General features: G+C 35.4%; 17 protein-coding genes, 1 tRNA gene and 1 pseudogene. 7 read left to right on the top strand and 12 right to left on the bottom strand.

Annotated elements, in window-relative coordinates; genetic code table 11:
- Positions 1 to 121: 121 nt before the first annotated feature.
- Positions 122 to 2788 (top strand): pyruvate, phosphate dikinase, encoded by a 2667-nt coding sequence (gene ppdK / locus NNJ73_RS00470; protein ID WP_254492227.1) that lies wholly within the window; start codon positions 122 to 124, stop codon positions 2786 to 2788.
- A gap of 1686 nt (positions 2789 to 4474) precedes the next feature.
- Here ppdK and NNJ73_RS00465 read toward each other — a convergent pair.
- Positions 4475 to 5317: a peptidoglycan-binding domain-containing protein gene (locus NNJ73_RS00465; RefSeq protein WP_254492226.1), complete on the bottom strand. Its 843-nt coding sequence runs from the start codon at positions 5315 to 5317 to the stop codon at positions 4475 to 4477.
- Between the two features lie 1172 nt (positions 5318 to 6489).
- Here NNJ73_RS00465 and NNJ73_RS00460 point away from each other — a divergent pair.
- Together NNJ73_RS00460 and NNJ73_RS00455 are read left to right on the top strand one after the other, a co-directional pair.
- Entirely contained in the window at positions 6490 to 6864 is a 375-nt protein-coding gene (locus NNJ73_RS00460; RefSeq protein ID WP_254492225.1) for a DUF5330 domain-containing protein, read from the top strand.
- Positions 6865 to 6965: 101 nt separating this feature from the next.
- Entirely contained in the window at positions 6966 to 7376 is a 411-nt protein-coding gene (locus tag NNJ73_RS00455; RefSeq protein WP_139412938.1) for a SufE family protein, read from the top strand.
- Between the two features lie 95 nt (positions 7377 to 7471).
- Here NNJ73_RS00455 and NNJ73_RS00450 read toward each other — a convergent pair whose 3' ends face one another.
- Positions 7472 to 7909 (bottom strand): MucR family transcriptional regulator, encoded by a 438-nt coding sequence (locus NNJ73_RS00450; RefSeq protein WP_005773912.1) that lies wholly within the window; start codon positions 7907 to 7909, stop codon positions 7472 to 7474.
- 840 nt (positions 7910 to 8749) lie between these two features.
- Here NNJ73_RS00450 and NNJ73_RS00445 point away from each other — a divergent pair.
- Complete coding sequence (locus NNJ73_RS00445) at positions 8750 to 10843, top strand: S9 family peptidase (RefSeq protein WP_254492224.1); 2094 nt, start codon at positions 8750 to 8752, stop codon at positions 10841 to 10843.
- Positions 10844 to 10924: 81 nt separating this feature from the next.
- Here the strand turns inward: NNJ73_RS00445 and NNJ73_RS00440 are convergent, their stop codons facing one another.
- Positions 10925 to 11527 carry a superoxide dismutase gene (locus NNJ73_RS00440; RefSeq protein ID WP_254492223.1) on the bottom strand — a complete coding sequence of 201 codons (603 nt, stop codon included), beginning with the start codon at positions 11525 to 11527 and terminating at the stop codon, positions 10925 to 10927.
- Positions 11528 to 12337: 810 nt separating this feature from the next.
- Here NNJ73_RS00440 and NNJ73_RS00435 point away from each other — a divergent pair.
- Positions 12338 to 12412 (top strand) — tRNA-Gln (locus NNJ73_RS00435).
- An 82-nt stretch (positions 12413 to 12494) separates the two neighbouring features.
- On the opposite strand, the pseudogene NNJ73_RS00430 reads toward NNJ73_RS00435, so the two are convergent.
- The 9 genes and pseudogenes from NNJ73_RS00430 to NNJ73_RS00390 form a co-directional block, all read right to left on the bottom strand.
- A pseudogene (locus NNJ73_RS00430) lies at positions 12495 to 13533 on the bottom strand (tyrosine-type recombinase/integrase).
- Between the two features lie 2 nt (positions 13534 to 13535).
- The gene (locus tag NNJ73_RS00425; RefSeq protein WP_254492222.1) at positions 13536 to 13787 is read right to left on the bottom strand and encodes a hypothetical protein; all 252 of its coding nucleotides are present in this window, start codon (positions 13785 to 13787) and stop codon (positions 13536 to 13538) included.
- A gap of 129 nt (positions 13788 to 13916) precedes the next feature.
- The gene (locus tag NNJ73_RS00420; RefSeq protein WP_254492221.1) at positions 13917 to 14381 is read right to left on the bottom strand and encodes a DUF488 family protein; all 465 of its coding nucleotides are present in this window, start codon (positions 14379 to 14381) and stop codon (positions 13917 to 13919) included.
- Between the two features lie 59 nt (positions 14382 to 14440).
- Entirely contained in the window at positions 14441 to 15064 is a 624-nt protein-coding gene (locus NNJ73_RS00415) for a lambda exonuclease family protein (protein WP_254492220.1), read from the bottom strand.
- Position 15065: 1 nt separating this feature from the next.
- Entirely contained in the window at positions 15066 to 15797 is a 732-nt protein-coding gene (locus tag NNJ73_RS00410) for an ERF family protein (protein ID WP_254493177.1), read from the bottom strand.
- Between the two features lie 99 nt (positions 15798 to 15896).
- A complete protein-coding gene (locus NNJ73_RS00405; protein WP_254492219.1) occupies positions 15897 to 16268 on the bottom strand; it encodes a hypothetical protein in 372 nt (123 codons plus the stop codon).
- 14 nt (positions 16269 to 16282) lie between these two features.
- The gene (locus NNJ73_RS00400) at positions 16283 to 16852 is read right to left on the bottom strand and encodes a hypothetical protein (RefSeq protein ID WP_254492218.1); all 570 of its coding nucleotides are present in this window, start codon (positions 16850 to 16852) and stop codon (positions 16283 to 16285) included.
- Positions 16853 to 17033: 181 nt separating this feature from the next.
- Positions 17034 to 17438, bottom strand: coding sequence for a hypothetical protein (locus tag NNJ73_RS00395; RefSeq protein ID WP_254472619.1), 405 nt, complete (start codon positions 17436 to 17438; stop codon positions 17034 to 17036).
- A 225-nt stretch (positions 17439 to 17663) separates the two neighbouring features.
- Positions 17664 to 17993, bottom strand: coding sequence for a helix-turn-helix domain-containing protein (locus NNJ73_RS00390; protein ID WP_254492217.1), 330 nt, complete (start codon positions 17991 to 17993; stop codon positions 17664 to 17666).
- 112 nt (positions 17994 to 18105) lie between these two features.
- Here NNJ73_RS00390 and NNJ73_RS00385 point away from each other — a divergent pair, with 112 nt between their 5' ends.
- Both NNJ73_RS00385 and NNJ73_RS00380 read left to right on the top strand, forming a co-directional pair.
- Positions 18106 to 18387 (top strand): hypothetical protein, encoded by a 282-nt coding sequence (locus tag NNJ73_RS00385; RefSeq protein ID WP_254492216.1) that lies wholly within the window; start codon positions 18106 to 18108, stop codon positions 18385 to 18387.
- Between the two features lie 10 nt (positions 18388 to 18397).
- Complete coding sequence (locus NNJ73_RS00380; protein WP_254492215.1) at positions 18398 to 18796, top strand: hypothetical protein; 399 nt, start codon at positions 18398 to 18400, stop codon at positions 18794 to 18796.
- Positions 18797 to 18798: the final 2 nt, after the last annotated feature.

Genomic DNA, 18798 nt, shown 5'->3' with positions numbered 1-18798 from the left:
GTATTTATGAAATGATTATGAAACGATATTTTTTATTTTGCCGATTTTTAAATCAAATCATTGCTTTTAAATGAGGCTGCGTTGAATGATGTTTTGATGCTGATATGGGAGGATTTGTATAATGAAAAAATGGGTTTATAGTTTTGGAGATGGCAGCGCAGAAGGAAGTGCAAGCGAGCGTAATCTTCTGGGAGGTAAAGGCGCTAATTTGGCAGAAATGAGTAATCTTGGTTTGCCGGTACCACCCGGCTTTACTCTGACAACAGAAGTTTGTAATTTTTATTATGCCCATGACAAATCATATCCAGAAGAACTACAGAAATCTGTTAAGCAAGCACTAAGACGCGTGGCTGAGCAAACAGGACGTGAATTTGGGAATGAACAAAGACCACTTTTACTTTCTGTTCGTTCAGGGGCGCGAGCTTCTATGCCAGGGATGATGGATACAGTGCTGAATCTTGGCATGAATGACGAAACTGTCAAAGCGATTGCTTTACAAGCCAATAATGAACGTTTTGCTTATGATAGTTATCGGCGTTTTATCCAAATGTATTCTAACGTTGTCTTAGGCGTAGACCATTCGTACTTTGAAGAGATTCTCGATGAAGCAAAAGCACACAATGGTTACACTGTTGATACAGAAATGACAGCAGATGATTGGAAGAATGTTATTATTTCTTATAAAGCCTATGTTGAAGAACAATCAGGAAACCCTTTTCCACAAGATCCTGAAGAACAGTTATGGGGGGCAATTGGAGCCGTTTTTTCAAGTTGGATGACAGCACGTGCAGTTACTTATCGCCGTTTACATGGCATTCCTGAAAGTTGGGGAACGGCAGTGAATGTGCAAGCTATGGTTTTTGGGAATATGGGAGAAGATTCGGCAACAGGTGTCGCTTTTACACGCAATCCATCGACAGGACAAAAAGAACTTTACGGTGAATTTTTAGTTAATGCGCAAGGAGAGGATGTTGTGGCGGGCATTCGAACGCCTCAAAATATTACAGAAAATGCGTGTATTGTTGCTGGTTCAAATAATCCGTCTTTAGAAAAAATCATGCCTGAAGCTTTTTTGAAGTTATGTCAGATCGCACAGAAACTTGAGCAGCATTATCGAGATATGCAAGATCTCGAATTTACCATTGAAAAAGGGAAATTATGGATGCTGCAGACTCGTTCAGGGAAACGCACAGCGCGTGCAGCTCTCAAGATGGCAATTGAAATGGTTGAGGAGGGCTTAATAAGTCGTGAAAAGGCTGTGATGCGTATTGATGCAAAGTCACTTGACCAACTTTTACACCCAACACTTGATCCCAAAGCAGAACGTTTTGTTATAGGGCGTGGTTTACCAGCTTCTCCTGGAGCTGCAACGGGTGAAATTGTTTTTACGTCAGAAGAGGCAGAAACAGCATCAGCAGAAGGGCGCAAAGTTATTTTGGTCCGTGTAGAAACAAGCCCAGAAGATATCCATGGGATGCATGCTGCTGAAGGAATTTTAACAACGCGTGGCGGCATGACAAGCCATGCTGCTGTTGTGGCGCGGGGGATGGGAAAGCCTTGTATTTCCGGTGCTGGCAGTGTGCGGATTGATTATAACACAAATACGCTGCTTGCTTCAGGAGAAAGCTTTAAAAAGGGTGATATTATCACAATTGATGGTGGAAGTGGGGAAATTTTCAAAGGGAAGGTTGCGATGTTGCAGCCTGAACTTTGCGGGGATTTTGCAAAGTTGATGGAATGGGCTGATGGGATGCGACGTATAAGAGTTCGCGCCAATGCTGAGACACCATCTGATGCCCGTATGGGGCGTTCTTTTGGGGCTGAAGGTATTGGTCTTTGCCGTACGGAGCATATGTTTTTTTCTGGTGAGCGTATCGTTGCTATGCGTGAAATGATTTTAAGTCATGATGAAAGTGGACGTCGCAAAGCGTTAGACAAGCTTTTGCCAATGCAGCGTTCAGATTTTAGTGAATTATTTGAAATTATGTCTGGTTTGCCTGTGACTATTCGCTTACTCGATCCGCCACTCCATGAATTCTTACCAAAAACCGATACAGAAATTCTTGAAGTTGCAAAAGCTATGGGGGTTTCTGCAGAAGCGCTTGCTGAACGTGCTCAGCAGTTGCACGAATTTAACCCTATGCTTGGATTGCGAGGATGTCGTTTAGCCATTACTTATCCTGAAATTGCCGAAATGCAAGCACGGGCGATTTTTGAAGCAGCAGCAGAAGCCGCCCAAAAATCTGGATCTCCTGTTATGCTTGAAATTATGGTGCCACTTATTGCGCTTAAATCTGAACTCGATTTTGTCAAAGCGCGTATTGATCAGGTTGCTGAGGAAGTGATGAAAGAAAAGGGAAGCTCTATTCAGTATATGGTTGGGACGATGATTGAGCTTCCAAGAGCAGCGCTTCGAGCCGATGAAATTGCTGAGACAGCAGAATTTTTTTCATTTGGAACAAACGATTTGACACAAACCACTTTTGGAATTTCCCGTGATGATGCGGCTCCTTTTTTGGCAACCTATTTTCAAAAAGGTCTTTTAGAACAAGATCCTTTCGTATCTATTGATCGTGATGGTGTAGGAGAACTGATTGCCATTGCTGCACAGCGTGGACGCTCAAAGCGAGTAAAAATAAAATTGGGAATTTGTGGTGAACATGGAGGTGATCCTGCTTCTATTGCTTTATGTGAAGAAAATAACCTAGATTATGTTTCATGTTCCCCTTTTCGAGTCCCCATTGCCCGTTTAGCAGCAGCACAGGCTGCAATAGCAAAAAGGATATAACAGGTTAATATTTTTTTATGTATCGTTACCACTGAAATAAATTTTTATGTACGTTCTTTTATTTTATTCCTTAAAGAAAATAAAAAGCATTTCTAAAATCCCCTATAATTTATAGCATGTGAGAAAGTGTATTTTTGAGGGGGGGGTATGAAAGAAAATAGGAGGCAAGATAAAACAAAGGGTTATTATTAATAGATTTTCAGTATGGATGGGACACTTGATAGAGAGTGGGATGCTATTGTGCAATTAATTCATGCGTTTGCTTTTTAACAGAAGGAATGGCTCACGCAAAACAGAATGCTTCAAACAAATGCATTTATTTTGTACATTGATGGGTTGTTTTGAAGAAACGTTTCTCAACTCATTTCACATTATCACTCGTGGAATGGGATTATGTAACATTCGCTGTAATTATAAAATCCACTGTGCGCTATTATCTTTATGCTTATAAAGAAATATAAAATTGTATAATAAATTGATTATAAAGATAATTTGTTCATTTCAACTTCTTTTATAATTGAATCAATCAAAACCACATTTTTTGTTTTTTATAGGCGGGGAGAACTATGTAGATAAAAAAGTTAAGCAAGGACATGCCTTTTCATGAATTGTTTCAAGCACCAAAAGCTGTTGCATCATTGAAAGTAAGGACAGTGTGTAATGATGCCTGCTTTGCTCCTTTACAAGCATACAGATGATAGTGCACAGTGGAACTGCTATTATATTATTCACGGATATTGTTGCAAAATAGGTTGGGATACTTTGAGCGATGTTTCTTTCAAAGAAAGCCCTGTGAATGGCAAAGTATATTCCATTTGGGACGTTTTATTTTACGTGAGGGGGAGGTGATCCCCAAAAGACACGTGATAAATAAAAGCGTGAGGCAATACTCTCCATTATTTAAAAGAAGGTACGGCTTTAGATGTCTTTGAAAGCCGTAAAGTTAAATGAAAAGAAAATGACCAAGATGGCAAATGATTTCTACTCTTAAAACTTTTATGTTCTGCCCAAATTAGGCTGACTTCCTGTTTTAAGAGATTACACAAACAGCAGATATACGCGCGTGCACCCCTTTGGCATACAAAAGCGACAACAGCAGAGAAAGCACCTTAGTCTTTATCTCAAACATGCGATTGAATGAGGATTGAATGTTGATTGACAAGCTACAACAAAAGCGCAAGCTTTTTTAGGAAACAACGCCATAAAATATAAAACTTTTCCAATAATGGATTGGAGAAATGTGCCAGCTTTTTATAAAACATTTTGCGAAACAACAGCCATAATATCACTAGCTCTTCGTTTCCTTATTCTTCAGGTGTTTGGACATATTCTTTGCGTTATATTCACAAAAGAAAATTGACAGTAATATGGATCATTTCTGGCTCGAAATGAAGGGAAGGTGTGATACGGCAGCAGAATTTCGTGTCCCTTGACCATCAGAAGCAATAAAAATTTTAAAGTAAGTGCCTTTGCTTTTTTACTATGATTTTTTCTGTAACCGGTCGTAATTCCCTTGCTAGCCAATTGTATGGCTCAATATGGAATGCGTAAGAAAATCATTCTGATTATTTAATATAAAAAGGTTTGCGGTAAAAAAATATTTTTGTATTCGGGGGCGTTAAACAAGAAAATGATAAATTATCATTATCAATCAAGAGATTGTTTTTATAATATAGATGATTAGCTTTAATTTAATAAACCAATTTCACGCATTTTCATTAAAATTGTGGGATTAATTTTTCCCGTGATAGGAAGATCAAACATTTTTTGAAACTGTTTTAAGGCTTCTATGGTTTTTTGATCTTCTATTCCTGTAACAAGCACTTCCTCATGACCAAAATTACGTAAAGCTTTTTGCACCTGTAAAATATCTTCAACAGAAGGATCTAAAATAGCTTCTTTCGAATTTGTTATATTTCTTGTTGTTGTATCATTTGCCATTTCTATTTCGCTCTGCTTAATTAATATTGCAATTTCATCTGTTGTGGCGTTGGGTAAAACGTCGTTTTGCTTTTTTTGAGTAGCTTGTTGTTTCCATAAAGCGATAGCACGACGCGTTTTAGGCCCATCCAGTCCATCTAAAGGTCCATCATAAAGTCCTAATTCTGCGAGTTTTTTTTGCTTTTCCAGCATGCTTGCTGATTGAGGGAGAAAAGGTGAATTTGTTTGGGGATGACTTGGAGAATGTACAGAAGCCACACGAGAGGGTTCTTGTGATTTTGTTTCTTTTTCAGATAGATTAGAGTTTTTTCCTGTATTTTGAGCAGAAGAAAACTTTATTTGAGTGAAAATATTTTGATGTGTTGTCATTTGAGAAAATAAAGCATTAAATGAAACAAATAAAAAACTAATGCTAAAAAGAAGAGAACCAACAAAAAATAGAGTATTTTTTCGTGTATAAAAATAAAGAGTTTTTGCTATCCAAAAAATAAAATGAAAAATTATTAGAAGAAGAGTGATAACAAGACTACGATGATATTTACGATGTTTTATAGCTTTTTTTCGGGATGTCTTTCGCTTTGTTGTCATTAGCTTTGATTTTCAGTTACGTTTATTTTTCAAAAAAGAAACGAATGTAAATTATTTCTTATTTCAAGCTAGAAAGAAGTGCAGTGATATTATTGCTTTTTCCTTTCAAATTCCTAAAATAAGCAGCTTCATTATATTCATTTATAAGTTGATAAATCAACAAGAGCTCTTATCAACTTTTATTAATTTCATATTTTACAAATCTTTAATATGTATAAAGAGAACATCAAATGATTAACACTCAAGATCTTGTAGTGTTTTCAAACGAGCATTATCACATCTAATCATGTAAACAATAATGCTACGTTATTCTTCATTTTTGGCACATATATTTGCTATTCTTTAAATTCAAGTTGAGAATATTTTCCTATAACGCCAGAATGATGATAGTCATTATTATCCTTTATAATTTACATAGAGAGAGTTACTTATCCGTAAACGGTTTGATAAGAGCAATTACCTCTTAAGAGTATTATATTTTTGGCATAAACTTCTTATCTTCATATTCAATGATTTTCATAAATATCAATTAAATTGATGTTTACAATGTTATAAAAACATCTTGGCTTGAGATGGAATCGTAAGAGATTCCTCTATTTTTTTATGTTTTTATTGACATGTTGATCATGTTTATGGTGTGCCAGTAAAAATTTTATAGACAATATCAATATGTTATCGACATGAGAGTCAGAATAATAGAATTTGGCCTCTTTCTTTAGCCCTTTCAACTAATCTTAAAATAATGAATTATTATTTTAAATAAGTATGTACACAATATGGAAAAGAAATTGGACTCTGTGTTTAATCCTTATCTTATCGCTACACTTTCTTGTGGAATAAAAGGTGACAAATGTGGGGTGTACACTTCCTATCCCTCATGCACGATTATGATTATGTCTCTTATTTTTTATCATAGTTCCTTATATATAATAATCCTCTAACTGTATGATATTTTTGTATGATTTTGGTGTTAATTTTTTTCCAAATAGACAATATATCCCATTTTATACAGCGGTATCGTATCATATTTATAAAAAAGCCAATGATATAGGTCCAATAAATGAATACTCAATTTTATAAAAAACTCATTTTATAAATTTTTTATAAAGAAGCAGTGTGTAAAATACTCTTTTTATTTTATTGCCTTTACCATTGCGGTACATTGATTGCTCATGATACGTTTTTTAATCAAATTATCATTTTTTTTGTTTTTTGTTTTTGTCATTATTTCATTTTTTGTAGCAAATCCAATCGGTAACCATTCTCCTAATTCAAAAAATAATGAGACAACAACAAGCGATGTGATTATTGCGTTTAAGGAAGCTTTAAATGACTTAGGAACATTTTGTGATCGTAATAGAGAAACTTGTAAAGTAGGAAAGTCTTTTTTCAGTTTACTTGGTGAACGGGCATATTACGGTGCAAAAGCTGTTTACGAATATTTAGGACACATATTAGGGCACAAAAATAATATAGAGATTTCTGCTAATATTTCTCACAAAACGGAAATAAAAGAATTCTTACAAAATCATACAATGTTATCTTAAAATAAGAATTTTTAACGTTCTTCATATTCGTTATGTTAGGAAAATAAATCTACCAATAAATATATTCAACATGATTAGTAAAAGGAAACAGGACTAAGATAATGGCGGAAGCAATCGATAATATTATAGAAAACTTTTCGCTTTTGGATAATTGGGAAGATCGTTATCGTTATGTCATTGAGCTTGGCCATGAATTACCGCCTTTTCCAGAAAGTGCTCGAAACGATGCCCACAAAGTTCCTGGTTGTGTTAGCCAAGTGTGGCTTTTATCGTCACGTAATAATTCAGAAGATCCAATATTAACGTTTCAAGGTGATTCCGATGCCCATATTGTGCGTGGACTCATTTATATTCTTCTCGCTTTTTATTCAGGTAAAAAAGCTTCTGAAATTCGCAATTCTGATGCTCAAGAGCTCTTTGAAAAACTTGGTTTAAATGAAAATCTTACACCACAACGATCCAACGGTTTAAAATCAATGATTAAACGAATCCGTAACGAAAGCTCTATATAATTCCCTTTCTACACATTGCTATATACACAAAAACTTCATAGAAAATGTGCATTATGTATAAATGTATCCAAGAACTATTTTTTTGCAAAATATGCTTATTTAGCTTTCTTCCGTTTGCTTTTGCGTCCAAGCCCCATTTCTTTGGCTAAAGCTGATCGTGTTTTTGCATAATTAGGCGCCACCATAGGATAAGAACTGTCTAACTGCCATTTTTCACGATATTCCTCTGGCAACATTCCATAATGTGTCATGAGATGACGTTTGAGAGATTTAAATTTTTTTCCATCTTCAAGACAAATGAGATAATCAGGAAATACCGAACGCTTCGGATTAACGGCAGGCCTTTGTTTTTCAGCTTCGACTTCCGTTAACTCTAGATTCCCTGCTTTACGAAAAGCAGCATGGACATCAGCAATCAAACTTGGCACTTCAGTCGGTCGAATAGAATTATTACTCACGTAGGCAGCAACAATATCAGCAACCAATGTAATAACTAAATTGCTTTCAGTCTCTAAGACTGCACGATGTTCCATTCTTGTTTCCTTTAATTCAAAATCGAGTAATCCAAAATCGAGATATAGTGCATATACTCATAATATAAAGATCCCATGCACATAAGTTTCATATTGTACAAAAATCTTTTTTGTCAATTCAATTATTCTATAAAATTGCCGAAACACAAAAAAATCAAATAAATACCTCTTTTTGTCATAATATACAATAAGAAAAACGAAATTCTTACATATTAAAATATAGCTTTATTCTATAACATATCATACATATATATGATATATCACAAATATAAAAAAATATAAGATAAAATTTATTTATTTTTTTTGATAAGGTAAAAATAAAATTAATAATTATAAAAATATAAGATATAAAATATTATTTTTATTTTAAATACTTATAAACTATCAAGTGTGTTTTTTATAAACTTTAAATTTATTTTTATATTTTATATTTATTAATTTTAATAACAAAACAAAATATATTATAAATATGATAATATATCACTATCTATAATATAAAACTATACCTTAAAATGTATAGAATACTTTTTTATATTTTGTAATAATACTTTATATGTAGTTATTCCTTTCTATAAAATTATACATTTATACTGTATCAAAAAAAATCAATTCTTTCTCTTTTAACTTAATTGTCTTACCGTCACTTTCATTATAAAAGTGGTATTCTCTCCCTTGAAAACAATAGCTATGACGGCTAATGAATAGAAGGATATTAATTGTAAAAATGATCGCGATGCTGTTTTTGCACGTGCGTAGGAATTATATTTTTATACTTGCATCAATAATTGTGATTCTAACATATAAACGAAGCTATTAACATATTTAAATATAGGATTGTGTATGACTCGCACTTTTACAATTCCTCCCAAAGCATCTAGAATCACTCATAAGGAAATATATCATGGTATTTTTCGTGATGATCCCTATCATTGGTTACGTGCATCTAACTGGCAAGATGTTTTTAAAAATCCTAACTGTCTTGATCTCAATATTCGACATCATCTTGAAAAAGAAAATGCTTATCAAGCGGCTCAAATGGCTGATACAAAGTCATTAAGAGATTTGCTTTTTACCGAAATGAAAAGCAGGATCCAAGAGAATGATAGTTCCGTTCCTGTAAAAAATGGACCTTTTGCTTACGGATTTTCTTATATTACCGGAGGGCAACAACCACATTATTTTCGGACACTAAGGAATGGTGGAGAAAGACATGTTTATCTTAATGGTGATCTTTTGGCTGAAGATAAAGAATATTTCAATTTTGGTTCAGTCCAAGAATCACCTGATCATAGGTATGTTGTATGGACCTATGACGATAAAGGGTCAGAATTTTATACAGCTAAAATTCGTAATTTAGAGACATTATCTGATTTTACGGACACCATAATTGACACATCCGGACAAATTGTGTGGGATGCTCAATCTGAAGGTTTTTTCTATACAAAGGTGGATGAAAATCACCGTCCTTCAGAGCTCTATTATCATCGCTTAAACACGGATCAATCACAAGATAAGCTTATTTTTCGTGAAGATAATCCAGGTTTTTTCTTAAATGTAAGCGGTTCTAAGCTTCATGATGTTATTTATATTAATATTCATGATCATGAAACCTCAGAGATCTGGTTAATTCCTGCCAAAACGCCTCTTAGCATTCCTCAATGTGTACGAAAACGGCAAAAAGGTGTTGAATATTCACTTACAGAAGGTGGTGATATCTTTTATATTCTTACGAATTTAGATAATGCAAAGGACTTTAAAATTATGGTTGCGCCGTATTCGGCTCCGCAATCAGAAAATTGGTCAGAGCTTGTGTCCCATCAGCTTGGATGTTTAATCCTATCCCATGATGCGTATCAAGACTTTCTTATTTGGCTCGAACGCTTTGAAGGGCTTCCTCGTATAAAAATTATGGAGCGTACAACGAAACAAATCCATTCCATTGCTTTTGATGAAGAGGCTTATTCTTTAGGTTTGCAAGGTGCAGCGGAATATAATAGTCAATCCATTCGCTTTTCTTATTCATCGATGACAACACCTGATCAAATATTTGATTATGAGGTGAAAAGTCGCAAACGAATATTGTTAAAGACACAAATAATTCCCTCTGGTCATAATAAAGATGAATATATAACACGGCGTATTATGGCTACCGCAGAGGATGGTGAAAAAATTCCCATCTCACTTTTTTATCATAAAAAAACACCCCTGAACGGTTGTGCACCTTGTTTGCTTTACGGTTATGGTGCTTATGGGATCTCTATACCTGCCAGTTTCAATAGGAATGTCCTCTCTCTCGTAAACAGAGGTTTTATTTATGCTATTGCCCATATTCGTGGAGGCAAAGAAAAAGGGGTTGAATGGTATGAGAAAGGAAAGCATCTTTTTAAATATAACACATTTACCGATTTTATTGCCTGTGGGCGCTATCTTGTAGACAATAAATTCACAGCCCATGATCGGTTGATTGCGCATGGTGGTTCGGCAGGAGGCATGTTGATGGGGGCGATTGCCAATATAGCGCCACAGGATTTTGCTGGAATTATAGCCAATGTACCTTTTGTTGATGTTTTAACAACGATGCTTGATGCTTCCTTACCTCTAACGCCCCCCGAATGGCCTGAGTGGGGAAATCCTCTTGAATCACAAGAAGATTATAATCTTATAGCTTCTTATTCTCCCTATGATAACGTCAAAGCGCAAAAATATCCTCCTATGCTTGTGATCGCAGGATTAACCGATCCTCGTGTAACTTACTGGGAACCTACAAAATGGGTAGCAAAACTGCGTGAGCTAAAAACAGATAATAATGCAATCTTATTGCGTATTAACATGGATTCAGGGCACGCTGGTGCGGCGGGGCGTTTTTCAAAGTTAGAAGAAGTTGCTTATATCTACGCATATATTCTAAAGATAGCAGGCAAAGACTGTTGTTAACCCATAATATCCCTGTTTGTCAGTCCCTATAATTTATAAGATTATAGGGACTGATAGACACTAAAAAATTATCGAGACAGCTTACAATCCGCAATCTTCATAAAGTTTGAGAACATAACCCCAATTGATCAAATGATCCACGAAAGCTTCGATATATTTCGGACGAGCATTACGGTAGTCAATGTAATAGGAATGTTCCCACACATCCACACCTAGAATAGGTTGAGCATTATGAACCAAAGGATTTTCACCATTTGGCGTTTTCATAATTTCAAGCTTACCATCTTTAACAGCAACCCATGCCCATCCAGAGCCGAATTGGGCACCAGCAGTAGCAATAAAATCAGTACGGAATTTGTCATAGCCACCTAGATCAGATTCAATAGCTTTTGCTAGTTTTTCAGGCAGCTTTTGACCACCACCATCTTTTTTCATCCAATGCCAAAAATGGTTATGATTGTAATATTGCGCTGCATTATTAAACAAACCAACATTTTTCCCAAAACTTTTTTTCACAATTTCTTCAAGGCTTTCATTTTCCAAGCCTGCGTCTTTTATAAGGTTGTTGGTATTGGTAAGATAAGCGAGGTGATGCTTATCATGATGATATTCAAGTGTTTCGCGTGACATATAGGGCGCAAGAGCATCGTAATCATAAGGCAATGCAGCCAATTCAAAAGCCATTTAAAAATCTCCTCGATTCTAATTGTTAAGCTCACTCCAAAAATCTAATTTGCCATTTGCAGCTCCTAAAAGCAAATGTTGAATGCTTATTTGTATTAATTTTTATATTAATTAATTTTAATATCTCTCTATTTTGCAAAAGGAGCTTTTAAGAAAAATGTATGCTAACCAATTAAAAGGGACACGGGTCTATATAAATAGTGCCTTCTGAAAAATTTTTACATCTACGAATGGATAAAAATAGCATGATTTTTTGAATAAAAAGTAAAGGGAAAAAGCTATCATTCTTTGTTTTTATACCTAAAAATATTTTTTGCAAATAGCACATAAAATACTTTTAATTTTTTGCAAAATTTTTCAGCTTATTGGTGTGCAAGGGTGTTTACAACAGGATATTAAAACATGTTTTAAAGAGACATTTTTCAATGCGCTTAATTTCATTTCATAGCGCTATCCCTGAACAATATGACATATAAAACCATTATAACATATAAAATCAGTGAACATTACCATCTTTACACTTAATAAAAGAGCATAGCAAGCTATCATACACTTTGCCAATTCTCAATGTGGTGACAGTTTTTGTTTTGAGGAAATTAATAAAAGAGCAAAATAATTGATGGATAAATGGTTGTGACTTGTGTTAAAAGAATAACTATCTATCCGTTTTTATTACCAATTTGTATCGATGTAGTATCGTAAAACGCGGAGAGACTTTGTAATAAAAAAGTAAGATCTTTTATTTTCAGATATTGCGTCTCATCATAGGAATCGCTATAAGGTGCAAAAGCAGCTGTAAAGCATGTTTTTTGGGGTATAGCCAAGCGGTAAGGCACCGGTTTTTGGTACCGGCATTCCCTGGTTCGAATCCAGGTACCCCAGCCATACTTTAATGAAATCAATGAGTTATCAGAAAGTACGGGAATTTTATTTCCGTTGATTCTTTTAACTTATTTTCTGTATATCCCTAACTTTTTTGAAGCTTTTTAATTGCTTCTATTGCGAGACGTTTACGATCTGCGCTCTTTGTGTAAAGAGATGCCATATTATCCTCAGTCCAGCCAAAAAGTGCTTTCATTTATGAAACTGTAGCACCAGCATTAGCAGCACGTGTTGCTGCTAATTTTCTCAATCCATGGGCTGATTTTTTTATCCCTGATGCATTGCAAGCTTTACGAAATAAGTTGCCAAAACTCTCCTTAGTCAGTTTTTTTACCTTCTTTTCCACAAATAAATGTTTCATCACCTACGGGACCAATTTTAAGGGTTTCTGCAAGTTCTGGTAAAATAGGTAGAAAAACATCTGTTTTAAATTGGCTCTTTTCTGTTTTGAGATGAATAATATTATCTTTAACATTTTTCCAGCCAATGCGAACGGCATCACCACGACGTAAGCCCGTATATAAAAGAACATCAATCCAGACGCGTTCATGGGTACCGACAGACCAATGTTGATAATATTTCTCAACATCTTCTTCTAACCATGGGGTGAAGCCTTCTGCGTTAAAGGATTTTGGCGGTTTTATGTTAAAAGCAGGGTTTCTGTTTAAAAGAGCATTATCAACCGCCCAATTAAAAAGACCATTTAAAGAAGTCAAAAAGTGTCTTGCTGCTGCGGGAGTATTGCGTCTTCTTTCTACGGCATCAAGAATATGTTGTTTTTCTATGCTTTTATAAGCGCGATCACCAATATGTTTAGAAATATTGTTTAGAATTCTATATTTAACTTTTTTCGTTGACTCTGATTGATTATGCCATTGCATGCTTTGTAAATACTGATGCAATAACCAATCGAAAGAGCCCTCTACAAGTCTGGTTTGTTTTGTTTTCTTGGAGGTGCCATTTTGCGCATGCTTAAGGGCAAGCATATAACTGTCAATAAACTCTTGCGTTCCGTAAACTCCTTCAATCCGAACCCGTGGTCCATGACCAATACGGACATACCATATGATTTTACCATGGCGTGTACGTTCACGAACAAGATAGGGTGGACGACGCTTTGGCATGGTTAGAATTCTATGCCGTCAACAGAGGGGCAAGAAGGGTGAGTACTACATTCTTCTTGTTCGTTTTCAAGAGGTGGAAAGTCTTCAATACTGTAAGCATTATTCCTTGTTGTTGGTGGTGTTATAGTTTTATTGATATGAATTAATAACTCTCCAGTAGGTTTGATTTCTACAACCTCTGCTCCTTGTTTTTTGGCTTCTCTTAACGCGCGTGCAATGGCTGGTTGTGTTATGGTAGGTGGGCGGTGTGCCATGTCTATTCCCCTTAATTTAGGTGCAATTCACCCGTGGTGTGAATCACGAATGGGTTGAAAAATGTTAGGAAAGGGTGGAGATAGAGGTGTTATAGAGCACCTTCGGTTTAAAAAATTGCAAGTTATGTGTTAGATGTGTTTAATTTCATATTTCCAATCTTTGAGTTGTGTAAGAGCCTTGGTAATTTCTCCCCGATGACACATGCACACATCAGTTTCAAAGCAAGTAATTGCAACACGCTTTTTATCCAAAAAAAGCTTGTATAATTTTTCTATTGCATGAAGATTATTCTTAAGAGTTGTATTTTTATAATCTTCAAAAAGATATTCATAATCTTCTCGTGTTTTCAGATTGCGTCTTTTTTCAGAGGCAATTCCAAGTTCAGGCATATGCATATATTCAATGCCAATGTTGCTTACAGCTTTCTCTAATTGTCTTTTTGAAAATCCATGTTTTCTGCTTATTGGATTTTTACGAACATCACACAAAATTTTAACATTGTTTTCTATGAGGCAATTCAGATAATGCTCTAGTGATTTTCCTTCATAACCAATGGTAAAAAAACAAGGCTTCTCATCTTTGGTATTACACACGTTTAATTTCCTTACATAAATGGGTGGGGGTGCTGGGAGGAGAGAGCACCCCCATAACATCAAGCGGCTTTCGCTAAAATCTTTTGCATCTCTTGTTCTATTTCTGCTAAAAAGATTTCGACCGCTTGATTAATCTGTTCGATTTGTTCTTCATCACGGTGAATGCGCTTGATTTTCATACGAAAATCAGATGATCTGCCTACAAAACGCGGATCATAACTGATAAAATCACACCATTTGCGCCCCGTACAAGCCATTTGAAATTGCATTTGTGCAAGATATTCAGGCTTAATATTACTATCTATAAAAAAGCGTAGATGGTTTGGTGGTTGCGGGCATTTAACCTCTACTAAACCATCTTCACCAATAAACCCATCAGGACTAGCACCAGCCATTTGGATTGTGGGATGTTGAATGAAACCACACCTTGTGACCTCTGTATCATAAATGAATTCATATTCTCTCAAGGCATCTTCTTCATGTTCAATGCCCCATTGCATAGCGGGTGTTATATAAGATTGGCTTATTTCCTCTGTTAATCGCTCCGTCATAAGTTTTATTTTGTAGTCTTCATATTTGCTTGTAGGCATTCCCTTGGCTGTTTTACTGAGTACGTTATAAACGTTTGAAGCGGTGACTTTACCTAAACGGGCTTGAAACCATTCTGCTGTTCTTTGTTCCATTTTACACCGCCTTTTGTTGCTCTTGTTGTGCTTTATTCATTTGAGAGCGTTTCTTTTTTTTCAAAGCAAACAAAACGGTTTGTGCTTGTTTATAAGACATCTGTGTTAGGGTTTTTACTCCTATGAAAGAAATAATATCGCTTTCCTTTGCTTGTGTCTGTTCCATTAATTCTTTGATTTCATTCATCTGTTCAGAAGAGATACCAGCAAGAATTGTGGCTCCATCTGTATCGTCTTCTTTTCTTGCTACATTAAGAAGCATGCCTAGCAGGTATCTTCGTGCATAGGTAATTGTAGAGCCAACCGCTTGTATGCTGTTTTTGCTCCCTGTAGTGTCAAAGGGAAATGTTCCTTCTGTTGATATTTTATTCCCTGATTTATGTGTTAAAGTCATTTCTACGGTTATACCGTTTGAGTTCTGTGCTTTGATCTGAGAAAACAAGGCAAAGTGGTGTTTTGCAAGAGTTTCCTTGATTGCATCAATATATTTATCAAGTGTTGTATAGATACTTTTAGTATGTGTATTAAGGGCATTTTGTTCGATGTTTTTATATTCCATTTGCATAGCAGAAAGATCACGGACAAAGTCCTGGCGCTCTTGTCGTTCTATCTCCTTTTCTCGCAATTCAAGAAGGCTCTTGAGACGCTCCAGATCGACATCACTTTGTAAAGCTCTTTCTAAAATAAGCTCCATAGCTGTAGAGTTGGTTTCACAAGCGTTTGTTTTTTCCACTGTGTGGTACTTAGTTCTCTCATCTTGATTTCCTCCATTAAAGCGCAATTCCCCCGTGGCGTGAATCACGCATGTGTTAAAAGTTGCTTGTTTGGGTTGTTAAAAATTGAATTTCAGAGGCGGTATGATGTCATCAATTTCTAATATTGACATAAATCTACGTCCATCATTAGACTTAAGTGCAATAAAGATTTTTTCTTTATCATTAGAAAATCGTCCTATTTCAAATCCAATACATCTAAATACTTTGCTTGCGTATGATGCATATGTACATCTAGATGTGTGATTTGATATCATTTTCTTAAAATTATCTTCACCTAAAAGGTCATTGATTACGTCTTTAGGAATTATGGTATCTACATAGGGGTCGTCTTCATATCCAGAGATAGTTGCACAAAGTTCTCCGGGGTTTTGATCACTTCTCACAACTGTCTGTACACACCAAGTAGGTTTAATTTCATATCTATACATGATTATCCCCTACCTTAAAAGGGTGTCGTTTTCGGATATTCTAAAACAGTGTCGTTTCCGGATATTTTTGTATTTCCGGATACTTGTGCATCACCATAAATACAGTTATTGCCAAAAACCCATGCACTACCAAAAACTTGTGCATTGCCGTAAACTTTCATATTACCAGAAATCTTTGCTTTATCGAAAACCTGCGCATTACCATAAACCTTAGTTTTGCCAAAAACTTCGGCATTGCTCCCCACGCTAGCAGAGCCATAAACTTCAGTATTGCCATTAACCACAGCATTATCGAAAACTTTGGCATATTCATAAACTTTGGCATGACCACAAACATGAGAATCGTCAAAAACCTTGGCATTGCTAGAAACATGTGCATCATCATAAACCCATGCTTTCCCGTAAACACGGGCATTGCCATAAATACGGGCATGACGACAAACATTGGCATCATCAGAAACCAAGGCATCACCAAAAATCTGTGCATGACCACAAACCTTTGCATTATCACCAATCCAGCAATTGCCTTCATGACTTAAGTTATCTTCTTTTTCTATAAAGCCCCCTAGATCACCTTTTTTCACATCTCCAAAGTCTCGTAATGCTTTAATTCTATAAAGTGTTTTAAAGCCAACTTCGGTTGTCTCATCAGTTAATTCGTATTTTTTTCCATGATTTATTTCCTTTAAGTTAGACTCTTCCTTTGCCGCTCTTCAAAAGAACGGTATTGGTTGGTGTGATAATTTTTTGAGGAAAGGGGTGCTTTTAGAAGCGTACCGTATAGCTTGGGTAGTTTGGAAGGACATCCCAAGGAGTTAAACGGTGCTGTTCTTCATAGGTACCGTACATTTCATCTTCATATTTTTCTTCTGCAATCTCTTCTAAAATTTCATTGTAGATATCACTTTCGCGTATAAAGTAATGAACTTCTCTCTCCTCATAGAGATGGTCGATATTTTTTTTTACATATGCTTCTGCAATCTGTTCAGAAATGTCTTCACAACTCTTTTCAGAAGGATTTATACGGAAGATTTGTATAACATCATCTACCCCATCAACAATGCTTAGAATTTGGCTTGCATCAAGCGGTCCAGACTCTGCAATGTTTTGATCATCATCGCAGGCAAGTAATAAAATTTCATTAGAATTTATAAGCACTGGTTTGTTCACAACTACCTCCATAGAGCCTATTGGCAACTGTTAATTTATAGGATATGGAGACGAATATATGTAAAAAGTGCAAGTGTCAATATAAAAATGTAAAAAGTGCATATTTATGTTAGGTATGTTTTTTTAAAAAGTGCACTATCCACAATTTATGGAGATACAAAATGCAAATAGCGGAACAAGATTCTGATCTTTTAAAAGGGTTTTCTGAGAAAGAAAAGGAAACTATTACTTATCTTTTGATTGCCTTAAAAACTCAATATATAAAATCACAGACTTTTTGTTTTCTTCAGAAAGATCACGATAAAAATTCATAAACTCTTGATCAACATCATTGAAGAAATTTGGGGGGGGTTCATTAAAAAACTCTGCTATTTTAACTAACTCCCCAATACTTATGCTTCTTGATTTTCCATTTTTGTAAGGATTAATCATTCTACTTATAGTGGATTGATGGATTCCCAAGTGAGCGGCTAATTCTATTTGAGCACCGTGTCCGCGCTCGTCTAATTTCTTTTCTAGCCATTGTTGGATACTTTTTTCAATATTGCTACTCATAATTTAAATATTATCCCTAAAAATACGTAAAATGCAAAAATGTAAAAGGTGCATTTTTTGTTGACATATGTAAAAAGTGCAATTATTTATTGCGCTGTTATGGAGATTACATATGGCTTCAAGATTAATTATAAAATATTTAGGCGGTTTCAAAACTGTAGCAGCCATAGTGCAAAGAGATGTGTCATCTGTTTCTAGATGGCGTACTCTTATACCAGCAAAGCACCAACAAAAATTATTAAATTACGCGCGTGAACATGGGATAGATTTACGTCCTGATGATTTTTTTTATCCCGAGCGCTTGCAGACATTAATGCAAGAGCAGCGCCCCCCAATTACGAAAATTTGCAAGAGCTGCTGTATTGAGAACACCGGCGATACTTTGCAGCCTTAAGGAGATCAGAATGAATTTAAATGAAATTTTATCAGAGATTTTATCAATAACAATTATTGCAATGTTACTTATCGACGTCGTGATGTTGGGTTTTGTTTTGTATTATCGCAACCAAGTTAAGGCGCTTAAAGAGCATATTGAAGATGAAGAATTTGCAGCTAGGGCTTTAAAAGAAGAACGCGAAGGAATTAGGGAGATCATTAGTGGATATGATGAGAATATAGAAAAGTATGAAGAGGAAATTAAAGAACTGAATCAAAAGATAGATGAGTATGAAAAAGCGTTCAAACGGAAAAATGATATTATATGCAGGCTAAATGCAGAAATTGAGAGGCTTAAAGACGAGCTTAAACAGCGTGATGAATCTGTAAAAGAAAAGTCTCAGAAGAATAAGAAGAAAAGTAAGTGAGG

The sequence above is a fragment of the Bartonella sp. B1099 genome (assembly GCF_944801835.1).
In the GTDB taxonomy this organism is placed as follows: Bacteria; Pseudomonadota; Alphaproteobacteria; order Rhizobiales; family Rhizobiaceae; genus Bartonella.
The sequence above is the reverse complement of the archived record's forward strand: the minus strand, read 5'-3'. Positions and strand labels throughout refer to the sequence as shown.